The following is a 13,275-nucleotide window of genomic DNA, read 5'->3' on the forward strand; positions in this document are numbered from 1 at the left end:
CGTCCTTTTTGCTCAACCGGCGACGCCCTTATCCAGTGCGACGCCCAGAATGTTCCCACTCATGTCCGAGTCCCTGATCCGCCAGGAAGGCGCGCTGATGATCGAAGGCGTCGCGCTCGACGCGATTGCCGCGCAGTTCGGCACGCCCACCTACGTGTACTCGCGCGCCGCCCTCACGGCCAACTATCGCGCCTACGCCGCCGCGTGCGAGGGCCGCAACGCGCATGTGCAATACGCCGTGAAAGCCAACTCGAACCTCGCCGTGCTGCAGGTGTTCGCACAGCTGGGCGCAGGCTTTGACATCGTTTCCGCCGGCGAACTGAAGCGCGTGCTGGCCGCTGGCGCACAGGCCTCGAAGGTGGTGTTCTCGGGCGTGGGCAAGAGCGCGGACGAAATGCGGTTCGCGCTGGAAGTCGGCGTGGCGTGCTTCAACGTGGAGTCGATTCCCGAGTTGCACCGCCTGAATGACGTGGCCGCATCGATGGGCAAGGTCGCGCCCGTGTCGCTGCGCATCAACCCGGACGTCGACGCCAAGACGCACCCGTACATCTCGACGGGCCTGAAGGGCAACAAGTTCGGCGTGGCGTTTGACGAAGTGCTGCCGACCTACCGCGCAGCCGCCGCGATGCCGAACCTGCGCGTGGTCGGCATCGACTGCCATATCGGCTCGCAGATCACCGAGGTGTCGCCGTATCTGGATGCGCTCGACAAGGTGCTCGACGTGGTGACGCAGCTCGACGCCGAGGGCATCCGCCTCGCGCACATCGATGTGGGCGGCGGTCTGGGTATCACGTACACGGACGAGACGCCGCCGGACATCACCGCCTTCGCGCGCACGCTGCTGGACCGCGTCGAGCAGCGCGGCTTTGGCGATCGCGCTGTGCTGTTCGAGCCGGGCCGGTCGCTGGTGGGCAACGCCGGCCTGCTGCTCACGCGCGTCGAATACCTCAAGCCCGGCGCGAGCAAGAACTTCTGCATCGTCGATGCGGCCATGAATGACCTGGCCCGCCCGGCAATGTACGAGGCGTATCACCACATCGTGCCGGTACGCGACAGCCAAAGCGCGCCGGTCGTGTACGACGTGGTGGGCCCGGTGTGCGAATCCGGCGACTGGCTGGGCCGCGACCGTTCGCTGGCGGTGCAGCCGGGCGATGTGCTGGCGATCCTGTCGGCCGGCGCGTACGGCTTCACGATGAGTTCGAACTACAACACGCGCAATCGCGCGGCCGAGGTCATCGTCGATGGCGACAAAGTCCATCTGGCGCGTGAACGCGAATGCTTTGAAGACCTGATCCGCGGCGAGCACCTGTTCCCGGCGTAAGCCCGCATCGCAAAAAGAAAAAGCCGACGCGCAAACGTCGGCTTTTTTGTGGGCGCGATCGGCATCAATCGCGGGCTGGCATCGCGGCTCCGGTCATCGCACTGCGCTGCGAGCGCCACGCCCACCACACCCGCAGGCCCAGCAGCACCGCCATCACTGCGGCGTAGATCGACACCTCGGCAAAGTCATGCTTGCCGGCCTTGTGCCACCAGTAATGCAGGATGCCCAGCACGCCCGTCACGTAGACAAGCCGGTGCAGCCACTGCCAACGCTTGCCGCCGAGCCTGCGCACCATCGCGTTGGTCGACGTGGCCGCCAGCGGAATCATCAACACGAACGCCGCAAAGCCGACGGTGATGAAGGGCCGCTTGACGATGTCCTTCAACATCGACGCCGGATCGAGTCCGCGATCGACCAGCAACCAGATCAGGAAGTGGATCGTGCCGTAGAAAAACGTGTACAGCCCGAGCATGCGGCGAAGCCGGATCAGCCAGTTCATGCCCGTGATGCGGCGCAGCGGCGTGATGGCCAGCGTGCAGCAGAGCAGCACCAGCGTCCACGTACCGGTCGAGCGCGTGACGAACTCCAGAGGGTTGGCCCCGAACTGGTCTGTCGCGCCCAGGAAGACGATGCGCAGGAACGGCAGCAGCGCCACGATCCATGCGATCGCCTTCACCACACGCAATGGCTTGGGCGCCAACATCGGCGGCAGCAATGTCATGTCGGCCTCAGAAGTTTTTACGCAGGTCCATGCCGGCGTACAGCGGGGCCACCTGGTCGTAACCGTTGAACATCAGCGTCTTGCGCTTGGGCGCGAACAGGCCACCGAAACCGCCTTTGTCCTCGCCGATGCGGCGTTCGGTGGCCTGGCTCCAGCGCGGATGGTCCACGGTCGGGTTCACGTTGGAATAGAAGCCGTATTCATTGGCCGCGGCAATGTTCCAGCTCGTCGGGGGCTGCTTGTCGACAAAGCGGATCTTGACGATGGACTTCGCGCTCTTGAAGCCATACTTCCACGGCACGATCACACGCACGGGCGCACCGTTCTGGTTCGGCAGCACCTGGCCGTAGAGGCCGAACGTGAGCAGCGCCAGGGGATGCATCGCCTCGTCCAGGCGCAAGCCTTCGCTGTAGGGCCACTCAAGCACGGGGCTGCTGATGCCGGGCATCTGCCGCTTGTCGGCCAGCGAGATGAACTGGATGTACTTGGCGCTGCCCTGGGGCTCCACCCGCTTGATCAACTCGGCCAGCGGGAAGCCCACCCACGGAATCACCATCGACCAGCCCTCGACGCAACGCAGGCGGTAGACGCGCTCTTCCATCGGCGCGAGCTTCATCAGGTCGTCCAGGTCGTAGGTCTTGGGGGTTTTCACCAAACCCTCCACGCTGACTTGCCAGGGGTGCGGGCGCAGCGTGCCGGCATAGCGCGCCGGGTCAGCCTTGTCGGTGCCGAACTCGTAGAAGTTGTTGTACGTGGTGACCTGGTCGTACGGGGTGGCTTTCTCCACGGTCGTGTACGCGGGATTCGGTTTGCCGGGCAACTTGGCCAGCGAAGGGTTGGCGGCAAAAGCCTCGCGCGATGCCCACGGCGCCAGCGTCGCGCCGGCCGCACCCATGGCGGCAGCGGCCAAGAAACGGCGGCGCTGCTCGAAGATGTGCTGCGGCGTGATCTCGCTGGCGGGGATGTCGTCGCCACGCAGCCAGCGGTCAGTCTTGATCAACATGATTCGTGGTCCTCGTTGTGCGGGAACGCTGTCCCATGTGCGTTGGTCGTGCCAGCGCTGCCGACCTGACAGCGCGTAGCGAAAAAAATGTAGCGCTATTTCTTGCGCGGTGCCGGGCCGGTGAATTCGCTGTACTGCCGAAAGACGACTTGCGCCACTTCCAGCAACTGCGCCCGGGCAAGCGGGCCGGCGACCGCAAATCCCAGGCCGTGATCGGCCCAATAGAACGCCATCGGCGGCGGGTGATCGACCGCAGGATGGATTGCTTGCAGCACACGGTTGTCGGGCGCGAGCGTCTCCAGCCGGAAGCCGGTATCGCGGTTGTTCGGCATGCGCCGCAGCTGCACGGAGATGCGCGTGCCGCCCGGCCCCTCGTACATCAGCATGGCCGTGGGCGCATCGGCTACCACCGTCTGGCGCCCGCCGATGAGCCGGTAGCCCAGCGATGTCAGATCAGGCACGTGCAGTTGTGCGTCAAGCCGGCGCGACAGCCACGTCACCAGATGCGCCTCCTCGTCGGCCGGCACTTCCACGATGTGTTTGGACTCCGGCGAAAAGACGACGTGCGAAACGAGGGCATCGTTTGCGAACCGTTGCATGGGCAGGGTGCGCTCAACGGCGCCTCGGCTCAGCCAGCCCGCCCCGGAACCGATGGCCAGACACGCCACGCTCAGCGCCGCCACGCTCCAGCCGCGCATCGCGCCGAAGCCGCCGGCCGTGGGGCGACGTGCTGCCGCAAGGATCGCTGCCGGAATGCGACGCTGCGGCACCGGTTCGTTGAGCAGCGGATCAAGCGCGCGATGCAATTGCGCGTCCGTCTCGCGCCAAGCCGCAACTTCAGCCGCGACCCCGGGGTGCGCGGCAAGATAGGCCTCCACCGCAGCACGGCGCGCCGCAGGCAGACGGCCGTCGGCATACGCATGAAGTTCGTCGATATGAATGGAATTGGAGGACATGGCGAGCCTCACTTCACGCGGTGCAGCATTGCGCTGCTGGCATCGCCGGATGCCGCAATTGCACCCGATGCGGCGGGCGCTCCCTCGAGCGCGACACGCATCCGCTCGCGCGCCCGCGACAGCCGCGACATCACCGTGCCGACCGGCACGCCAAGCACGTCGGCGGCTTCCTTGTAGGCGAATTGCTCCAGACCGACGAGCAGCAATACGGCGCGCTGATCTTCGGGCAACGTCGCCAGCGCGCGCAGCAGGTCGCGGCGCACGCCGGGGTCGTCATCGACGGGAATCTCCGGCGGTGCGTCGCTCAGCTCGATCCGGTCGGGCCGGCGCACGGCATTCAGGTGGAGCCGGTGCATGATCGTCAGCAGCCAGGCAAACAGCCCGTCGCTCTCATCCTTCGCGCCCATCGCGCCGATCGCGCCGAGGGGGCCCAACCTCGGCCGCAGCTGGAAGCGCCAGCGGTAACGCCAGGCGCGTTCCAACGTGTCCTGGAGGAGGTCGTCGGCACGGCTCGCGTCACGCACGAGGCCGCGTGCGTGTCGGCGCAGGCGTGGCGTGAGCGCAATCAGCCGGCTGGCCAGATCGGACATAGCGGCGTGAGCGACGGCGGCGTGCTTACGGTTTGGCGATGTGCCAAACGTTCATGAAGCCGTCGCCGGTCTGGTCGCCCGGCATCTTGTCCTTGGTCCAGAGGTAAAGCGGCTTGCCGCGATAGGCCCACTGCTTCTTGCCGTCGTCGCGCGTGATGATGGTGTAGTCGCCGGAGGGCTTGTCGGCGTCATTGGCAGCCAGCGGCGGCCAGTTGTCGGCGCACTTGCCGTTGCAGGCGCTCTTGCCGGCCGTGGCGTCGCGGTCGAACGTGTAGAGCGCCATGCCGTGTTGATCGGTGAGCGTGCCGTTGGTCACCTTGACGGCGGACGGCGTGGACGACGCCCCCATGCCCATACCGCTGCAGCCCGCCAAACCGAGGGCGGCGAGCAGCGCGGCGCTGGCTAGCGCGGTGCGCGAATTGAACCACTTCTGGGAAGCTGCGGACTGGCTCATCTTGTTCTCCTTGGATGGAGGGGCACGCCGATCGCGCCCTCACTGAGCAGTAAACACGCCAGGCGCGTCTTTATTCCAGTCCGCTGAGATTTTTTTGTGACTGACGGCTTACAGCTCGCCGTAGCTGTGCAGGCCCGAGAGGAACATGTTCACGCCCAGAAAGGCGAACGTCGTCACCAACAGGCCGATCAGCGCCCACCAGGCGGCCATGCGACCTCGCAGCCCCTTCATCAGGCGCATGTGCAGCCACGCCGCGTAGTTCAGCCAGACGATCAGCGCCCAGGTTTCCTTCGGATCCCAGCTCCAGTAGCCACCCCAGGCGTCGGCCGCCCACAGCGCACCGAGAATCGTGGCGATGGTGAAGAACGCGAAGCCGACGGTGATGGCCTTGTACATCACGTCGTCCAGCACTTCGAGCGACGGCAGACGATCGGCCAGCACCCCACGCTCCTTCAGCAGATAAGCGGAGCCCACCATGGCCGACAGGGCGAACGTGCCGTAACCGATGAAATTGGCGGGCACGTGGATCTTCATCCACCAGCTCTGTAGTGCCGGCACCAGCGGCTGGATCTCCTGCGCGCCCCGCGACACCGTGTACCACAACAGAAAGCCCACGGCGGCCGACACCACCAGCATCACGAAGGGGCCCAGCGCGCGCGTCTTGTAACGCTGCTCGTAGTACAGATAGAAGAGCGAGGTGATCAACGTAAAGAGGATGAACACCTCGTACAGATTCGAGATGGGGATGTGGCCAATGTCGGCGCCGACCAGGTACGACTCGTACCATCGCACCAGCATGCCGGTCAGACCCAGCACCACCGCTGCCCAGCACAGCTTGCTGCCGATGGCCCCGCCCGCTTCCCAGCGCAGCGCCAGCCCCGTCCAGAAAAACAGCGTGGACAGGAAGATCAGCGCGCTCATCCACAGGATGGCCGACTGGCTGGCGAGGAAGTACTTCAGAAAGAAGGCGTGTTCGGCGCGGGCGAGATCCGGGCCATTGGCGCCGGCGTACTGCGAGATGCCGAACAGCGACAACACGGCGATGCCGATCATCAGCACGCGCACCGGCTTCCACGTCCAGCCCAGCCATGCGAAGGCGGGCACGGCAGCAACGAGAATGCCGCGCTCGTAGCCGTCCATGTAGGCGCCGTAGCGCGAGAAGGCATAACCGGCGCCGGCGGCCAGCATTGCAGCAAACAGCCAGTCAAACCAGCCCAGGCGGCGGAAATACGACGGACGCTGCAGCGCACCCAGATCAGCGCTCGCCACGGTCGTTTGGGGATTGGTCGCTTCCATCACCTGCTCACTTCGTTGGTTTGGGGTCGATGCTCGCTGCACTGGCGGCATCGGGTGCGGCCGGGGCGCCCGCCGCGGCACGGATATCGTGCTTGAGGCGCTCGAACTCGCGGTCGAAGTCGAGCGTGCGGCGCATGGTCGACATGGCGGTCAGCACATGTGCGCCGGAGGCGCTTTCGTTGGCCTGGCCGGATTGCGGCCGGATCCACAGCCACCAGCGGCGCTCTCGCACGTAGAACATGGAAAACACGCCCAGCACCAGCAGCAACGACCCAAGATACACGATGTTTTTGCCCGGCGCACGTGTGAGCTGGAACACGCTGGCCTGCACCTGCTGGAAGTCGCTCAACTGCAGATAGACCGGTGCGCCGTAGAAGACATTGTCCGACAGCGCGTTGATGGCGCTCTGCAACCACTGGCTGCTCGCGGCATCCACGGTGGGCGCAGGCTGGCCGTCCTGCGCGCGGGCGAGTTGCCACAGTTCCCACATCGAGCTGTTGATGATCTTCATCAGCACATCGGCGGCCTTCTCTCGCTCGCCCTCGGGCACCGACTTCTGCAGGAACGTGGCGACCGCGGCAAAACCACCCTGCGCACCGGCGGAGGCGCCGTCCTTGGCATCGGCAGCGCCGGCAAAAAGGTCGAGCGCGCGACGCGCACTTTCCGTCAATTGTTTGCGCAGTTCCGCGCGCTCTTCGCCGGGCATGGAGAGCAGCGCAAACCGGCGCGCCGCTTCGCCGCGCATCGCCGGATTCTGCAGCGCGGCGCGCAGGCGCATCCAGTCGGCGACGGTGCCTTGCGCATCGGCGGGAATGCGCAGATAGCGGAACGGCTCGTCCGGCTGCGAGCGCATGCCGGCCAGGAACACCGATTGCCCATCGAGCGTGACCGGCAGCATGTAGTTGCTGAACTCGTGCGCCTGGCCGTTGGCGTCGCGCAGCTTGTACTGCACGGACGGGCCGACGTTGCGCAGATCGCGGTCGCGCGTCATCTTGGTGACGTTGCCCAGCTCCGCGCGCAGACCATTTTCCGCACCGCCCTTCTTGCCGACACCGCGCGCGTCCTGCTTGCCCGAGGCGTCGGTCACCGTTTCCACATTCATCAGGCGGAAGTCGGAGAACTCGACCGTGTAGTCGCCGCCCTTGCCAGTGAGCTTCGAGCTTTCGCCCACGACGCCCGACATGTCGAACGTCTTGGCGTTGTCACCGTGCATCGGATAGCCGATCAGCTTGAGTTTGGAGCCGCCATCTTCAAAGCTCGACTGATAGATCGCCACGCCGTCATACACAAACGGCTTGTTCACCTCCACGCGCGCAGCGGTCTGCTTGCCGGTGCGGCGGTCCGTCACGACGATGTCGCTGGCGAACAGCTTGGGCATGCCGGTCGAGTAATGCTCGACGGTGAACTTCTTGAGCGTGATCATGAACGGCAGATCCTGGATCAGCGCGCCGTCCGCAATGTTCAGAATCGCCGTGCTGACCGTCGAACCTTCCGGCACGAAAGCGTTGCCGCGAAAGCCCGGGTTCGACGTCGACAGCCGATGCTCCGGCCCGATGTCGCTGATGACCGCATTGCCCTTGATGGGCGACTTGCCGCCAAACCACATCTGCGCGCGGATCATCATGTCGCCGTCGAGCAAGCCGCCGATGCAGATCACGACGATGGCCGTATGCGCCAGGATGTAGCCGATCTTGTTGCCCGCTCCCGCCTTTGCCGTGATGAGCGTCGCTCCGCCATCGCGGGCGAACGCCTTGATACGGAAGCCGCGGTTCTGCGCAAGCGCGGCTAGGCGTGCGGTCACGGTCGCCGTATCCACGGAGGAATCGAATTCGTCCCGATGATGGAACGCGCGCAGGCTGCCCTCGCGCACGTTCTCGCGCCAGGCCCGCATGTCGGCCAGCATCTTCGGGGCGTTGCGCACGATGCACAGCGAGGTCGACACCACCAGGAACGCCAGGATCAGCAGAAACCACCACGCGCTATAGACGGTCGGCAGCGTCAGCGAGCGGAATACATCGGCCCAGAACGGCCCGAACTGGTTGACGTAGTTCGGATACGGATCGTTCTGCTTGAGCACCGTGCCGATCACGCTGGCGATGGCGATCACCGTCAGCAGGCTGATCGCAAAGCGCATCGACGACAGCAGCTCGACCGTTTCGCGCAGCGCGCGACGGCGGGAGCGGATCTGGACGCCGGAAGTGGAGACCGAAGGCATGCGGGGAAGAAACCTGTTCAGAAACGAAAACAGGGTGGCGATGCCAGGCGCATTGCCACCCTGTTCTTCTTATTGATTGTGCGACCGTCACATGACGGCCGGGTGCGGCAGATTAGCGCAGGCCGGCAATGTAGTCGGCCACCGCCTTGATCTGCTGGGCCGTCATGCGACCGGCCAGGTCGTGCATCTGTACGCTGTTCTTGCGGGTGCCGCTCTGGAACGCAACCAGTTGAGCCTCGGTGTATTCAGAGAACTGACCTGCGATACGCGGATACTGCGCCGGGATGCCGGCACCCGTCGGGCCGTGGCAGCCTGCGCACGCGGCGATACCGCGCTTGGCGTCACCGCCGCGATACAGCTTCTGGCCCAGTTCGATGGTGTCCTTGCTCTTGGCCGACCCCGGCTTCCAAGCCGGCTGCTTGCCCAGATAGGCGCCAATGTCCTTCATGTCCTGATCCGACAGCGCGCCGGCATACAGCGACATGACCGGCTGGTTGCGGTCGGTCTTGGCCTTGAAATCCTTGAGCTGCTTTTCGATGTATTCGGCGTGCTGGCCGGCCAGCTTCGGGTTGACGTTCATGGCGCTGTTGCCGCCGGCGCCATGACAACTGGTACACGCGGGCACGCCATTGGCCGGCACACCGGTGTTGAAGATCGTTTCGCCGCGCGCGGCGTCGGCCTTGGCGACTTTTTGCTCTTCGGCATGGGCCACGGTGAAGGCCGATGCCAGGGACAGCGCTGCGACAGCAAAAACGTTCGCGATGCGGTTCATTCGCACACCTTGTTTAGATTGTTTTCGAATGCTGCGTGCGCCGCCCTATGCGGGACCCTGCGGCGCCGGGCGCCCCCTTCTCCTCGTGCCAGTCCCGCGCATGAAAACGGACCGGCCCGGGCCTCGGGGCGGTCCTGCGACGGATCTGGTGGGGACGTCCGTAAACCGGCGTATTGTACAATAACACCTCTGCAATGCGACCTCGCGGCGCAGCAACCACGCAGTTCTGAACTGCAGTTTACAGGTACTGCCGCGCATGTCGCTCCTGCATCAAGCCCGTTTCTTCATCACCGTCAATCATCTGCGTGATTTACCGGCGACCGCCGTGCCGGAAGTCGCGTTTGCGGGCCGCTCCAACGCGGGCAAATCCACCGCGATCAACATCCTGTGCAACCAGAAGCGGCTGGCTTTTTCCAGCAAGACGCCCGGCCGCACGCAGCACATCAACTACTTCTCGGTGATGCCCGCCAAGGCGGAGGACCCGCTCGGCTTCCTGGTCGACCTGCCCGGTTACGGCTATGCCGAAGCCCCCGGCGAGACCAAATCGCATTGGGTTCACCTGCTCGGCGACTACGTCCAGGCGCGCCAGCAACTTGCCGGGCTCGTCATCATGATGGACGCGCGCCGTCCGTTTACCGACCTCGATTGCCAGATGGTCGAGTGGTTCCTGCCAACGGGCAAGCCGATCCACGTGCTGCTCACGAAGGCGGACAAGCTGACCAACAACGACGCCTCGCGCGCGCTCATGGCGGCACGCAAGGTGCTGGCCGATTACCGCGCACAGATCGACGGTGATGTGTCGCTGACGGTGCAGCTGTTCTCTAGCTTGAAGCGTCGCGGCATCGAAGAGGCGCAGCGAATTGTCGCGGGCTGGCTGTGCCTGCCCGAGGCGCTGGAGCCCCAGCTGCAAGCCGAACAGGCAAAAAAAACCCCGTCGCCAAACGCGCAACGGGGGTAACGACCCCATCGAGCCATCGATGGGAACCCGCGTCAGGGAGGAGCCGCGGGGGACGCCGCATCAGCGTCGCTGGCGCATTGTCCGTGCATAGGATGGATAATCGCGACAAAGGTTTCGAAACTTCACAGTGTGTTCTTAGGGTCTGCTGAAATGATCGCGAGCTTCCCCGACCATCGTCCGCGCCGCATGCGCCGCGACGATTTCTCCCGCCGCATGATGCGCGAATCGCGCCTCACTCCCGACGACCTGATCTACCCCGTTTTCATCCTCGAAGGCACCAACGTGCGCCAGGCCGTGCCGTCGATGCCGGGCGTGGAGCGCGTGTCGATCGATGTGTTGCTGAGCGTGGCCGAGCAGTGTGTGCAGCTTGGCATTCCGGTGCTGGCGCTGTTCCCCGTCATCGAGCCGTCGCTCAAGACGCCGGACGGTATCGAGGCTACGAATGCGGATGGCCTGATCCCGCGTGCGGTGAAGGCGCTCAAGGCGCGCTTTCCTGAATTGGGCATCCTGACCGATGTGGCACTCGATCCGTACACGAGCCACGGCCAGGACGGCGTGCTCGACGCCAACGGCTACGTGCTCAACGAAGAGACCGTCGACATTCTGATACGCCAGGCACTGGTGCAAGCCGAGGCGGGCGTGGACATCGTCGCACCGTCGGACATGATGGACGGCCGCATCGGCGCGATCCGCTTGGCGCTGGAGAACGACGATCACATCTACACGCGCATCATGGCCTACGCGGCAAAGTACGCTTCAGCGTTCTACGGCCCGTTCCGTGATGCGGTGGGCTCGGCGGCCAATCTGGGCAAGAGCAACAAGATGACTTACCAGATGGACCCGGCCAACTCGGACGAGGCGCTGCGCGAAGTGGCGCTCGACATCACCGAAGGCGCCGACATGGTGATGGTCAAGCCCGGCATGCCGTATCTCGATATCGTGCGACGCGTGAAGGACGAGTTCCGCTTTCCGACGTACGTCTACCAGGTCAGCGGTGAATACGCGATGTTGAAAGCCGCCGCGCAGAACGGCTGGCTGGATCACGACAAGGTCGTGCTGGAATCGCTGCTGGCGTTCAAGCGCGCTGGCGCAAACGGCATCCTGACGTATTTCGCGCTGGACGCTGCGCGCCTGCTGCGCGCGTAATCAAGCCGTGGGCTTGACCGCCTGCGTCGTGCCGATTGCGCGGCGCAGGCTTTCCAGGAACGTGTCCGCGCGCTCAAAGCCCACCACGCGAGCCTTCAGTTCGCGACCCTGCGTATCGAAGAAGATTGTGCCCGGTGGGCCGAACAAGCCGAAGCGCTTGAGCAGCGCTTGATCATCCGCATTGTTGGCCGTCACGTCGGCCTGCAGCAGCACCACATCGGCAAGCGCCTTGCGCACCCGCGCATCGGTAAAGGTCAGGCGCTCCATTTCCTTGCAGCTCACGCACCAGTCGGCATAGAAATCGAGCATCACCGCACGGCCGGACGCGCTCGCATTGCGCACTTCGGCATCGAGTTCGGTGATGCTCTTGACGCGCTTGAAGGTCACGCCCTGGGTGTCGGCTTGCGCCGATGTCCCTGCCGACGCGCGAACCAGTCCGGACAGCGGCTGCAGCGGATCGCGGCCGCCGGCGGCGACACCGACCAGTTGCGCGGCGCCCGCCAGCGCAAGCACCACACCCGCAACCTTGCCCAGGCGCTGCACGTTGCCTGCGCCGTCGGGCAACGAATCGAAGGTCCGCAGAAACACGGCGGCGCCGATCAGCAACCCGCCCCACGCGACCATCACTGCCCACGCAGGCAACACGGGCTGCACAATCCACAACGCCACAGCCAGCAAGATGAAACCGAACACAGCCTTGGTGACGATCAGCCAATGACCGGCGCGCGGCAGCAAATTGCCCGCCCCCACACCCACGAGCACAAGCGGCACGCCCATGCCGATCGACATTGCAAACAGCGCCATACCGCCGATCGCAGCGTTGCCGGTCTGCGCGATATAGGCCAGTGCGCCGGCCAATGCCGGTGTGACGCACGGCGACACGATCAACGCCGAAAGCGCGCCCATCACGACTGCCCCGACAATCTCGCCACCACCATGCCTGCTGGAGGCTTTTGTCAGGTGATCGCGCCAGGCCGCCGGCAACTGCAATTCATACAGACCGAACATCGACAGCGACAGCACCACCATCAATACGGCGAATGCGCCCAGCACCCAAGCGTTCTGCAACGCAGCTTGCAGGCCCTGTCCCGCCAAGCCCGCTGCCACGCCCACCGCGGTATAGACCACGGCCATACCCAACACGTACGCAATCGACACGAAAGCGGCGCGGGAACGCGTCGCGTGCTCGCCGACAACGATCGCCGACAGGATCGGCAACATCGGCAGCACGCACGGCGTGAAGGTCAGCAACAGCCCGAGCCCGAAGAACAACGCCGCAATCGCGCCGAGGTTGCCGCTGCCCAGCGTGCTGGCGATGCGGCCGAGTGCGTCGCCGGAACTGGTCTCGCCACCGCCCACGGACGACGCGCCCGGCGACACTGCGGCGGGCTCGACATGGAATCGGCTCTTCATCGGCGGATAACACAGGCCCTGATCCGCGCATCCCTGCGACGTGACGATCAATGTGAACGGCGCCGTCGCGTTCTGCGCCTTTACATGGAATGCGACTTCATGGCGATAGGTTTCGACGTCCTTGTTGAACGTCTCGTCAAACTTGACCTTGCCCGCCGGCATGTCGGAAAGCGACAGCGTGGTGGTTGCCGGATCCGCCGCGACCGCGAAACGCTCGCGGTACATGTAGTAGCCATCGGCAATAGCGAATTTGATTTCGACAGTTTGGCCATCGACTTGCGCGGCCGAAAAGCGAAATGCCTGTTCAGGCGGCAGGAAATCGTCGGCAGCATGCGCGGACACGTGCACTGTCGCCATTGCGACCAGCAGCAATAGGCACTGCACCATGCGCCGCACGGACCGGAACGAAGAGAAAGTCATATCAACGGCA

The 13,275-nt window shown here is 64.7% G+C and carries 12 protein-coding genes; 3 read left to right on the forward strand and 9 right to left on the reverse strand.

Going from position 1 to position 13,275, the window contains the following annotated elements:
- Nucleotides 1-61 precede the first annotated feature (61 nt).
- Nucleotides 62-1,321 carry a diaminopimelate decarboxylase gene (gene lysA, locus N511_RS0116120; RefSeq protein WP_027680256.1) on the forward strand — a complete coding sequence of 420 codons (1,260 nt, stop codon included), beginning with the start codon at nt 62-64 and terminating at the stop codon, nt 1,319-1,321.
- Nucleotides 1,322-1,385: 64 nt separating this feature from the next.
- On the opposite strand, the gene msrQ is transcribed toward lysA, so the two are convergent.
- From msrQ to N511_RS0116160, 8 genes are all read right to left on the reverse strand, one after another.
- Nucleotides 1,386-2,042, reverse strand: a complete 657-nt coding sequence (msrQ, locus tag N511_RS0116125) for a protein-methionine-sulfoxide reductase heme-binding subunit MsrQ (RefSeq protein WP_037027064.1) — start codon at nt 2,040-2,042, stop codon at nt 1,386-1,388.
- 7 nt (nt 2,043-2,049) lie between these two features.
- Nucleotides 2,050-3,045 (reverse strand): protein-methionine-sulfoxide reductase catalytic subunit MsrP, encoded by a 996-nt coding sequence (msrP, locus tag N511_RS0116130; protein WP_027680258.1) that lies wholly within the window; start codon nt 3,043-3,045, stop codon nt 2,050-2,052.
- 95 nt (nt 3,046-3,140) lie between these two features.
- Nucleotides 3,141-4,001 (reverse strand): anti-sigma factor family protein, encoded by an 861-nt coding sequence (locus N511_RS0116135; RefSeq protein ID WP_027680259.1) that lies wholly within the window; start codon nt 3,999-4,001, stop codon nt 3,141-3,143.
- 8 nt (nt 4,002-4,009) lie between these two features.
- Nucleotides 4,010-4,591: an RNA polymerase sigma factor gene (locus N511_RS0116140; RefSeq protein WP_027680260.1), complete on the reverse strand. Its 582-nt coding sequence runs from the start codon at nt 4,589-4,591 to the stop codon at nt 4,010-4,012.
- A 25-nt stretch (nt 4,592-4,616) separates the two neighbouring features.
- On the reverse strand, nt 4,617-5,045 hold the full coding sequence (locus N511_RS0116145) for a COG4315 family predicted lipoprotein (RefSeq protein ID WP_027680261.1): 429 nt from the start codon (nt 5,043-5,045) through the stop codon (nt 4,617-4,619).
- Nucleotides 5,046-5,153: 108 nt separating this feature from the next.
- A complete protein-coding gene (gene ccsB, locus N511_RS0116150) occupies nt 5,154-6,341 on the reverse strand; it encodes a c-type cytochrome biogenesis protein CcsB (RefSeq protein ID WP_027680262.1) in 1,188 nt (395 codons plus the stop codon).
- Between the two features lie 7 nt (nt 6,342-6,348).
- Nucleotides 6,349-8,556: a cytochrome c biogenesis protein ResB gene (locus tag N511_RS0116155; protein ID WP_027680263.1), complete on the reverse strand. Its 2,208-nt coding sequence runs from the start codon at nt 8,554-8,556 to the stop codon at nt 6,349-6,351.
- 112 nt (nt 8,557-8,668) lie between these two features.
- Complete coding sequence (locus N511_RS0116160) at nt 8,669-9,328, reverse strand: c-type cytochrome (RefSeq protein WP_027680264.1); 660 nt, start codon at nt 9,326-9,328, stop codon at nt 8,669-8,671.
- Nucleotides 9,329-9,584: 256 nt separating this feature from the next.
- On the opposite strand from N511_RS0116160, the gene yihA reads away from it, so the two are divergent.
- Both yihA and hemB read left to right on the forward strand, forming a co-directional pair.
- Complete coding sequence (yihA, locus tag N511_RS0116165; protein WP_027680265.1) at nt 9,585-10,286, forward strand: ribosome biogenesis GTP-binding protein YihA/YsxC; 702 nt, start codon at nt 9,585-9,587, stop codon at nt 10,284-10,286.
- A gap of 150 nt (nt 10,287-10,436) precedes the next feature.
- Nucleotides 10,437-11,432: a porphobilinogen synthase gene (gene hemB, locus N511_RS0116170; RefSeq protein WP_037027067.1), complete on the forward strand. Its 996-nt coding sequence runs from the start codon at nt 10,437-10,439 to the stop codon at nt 11,430-11,432.
- Here the strand turns inward: hemB and dsbD are convergent, their stop codons facing one another.
- Nucleotides 11,433-13,265 carry a protein-disulfide reductase DsbD gene (gene dsbD, locus N511_RS0116175; protein ID WP_027680267.1) on the reverse strand — a complete coding sequence of 611 codons (1,833 nt, stop codon included), beginning with the start codon at nt 13,263-13,265 and terminating at the stop codon, nt 11,433-11,435.
- Nucleotides 13,266-13,275: the final 10 nt, after the last annotated feature.

Source organism: Ralstonia sp. UNC404CL21Col (assembly GCF_000620465.1).
GTDB lineage: Bacteria > Pseudomonadota > Gammaproteobacteria > Burkholderiales > Burkholderiaceae > Ralstonia > Ralstonia flatus.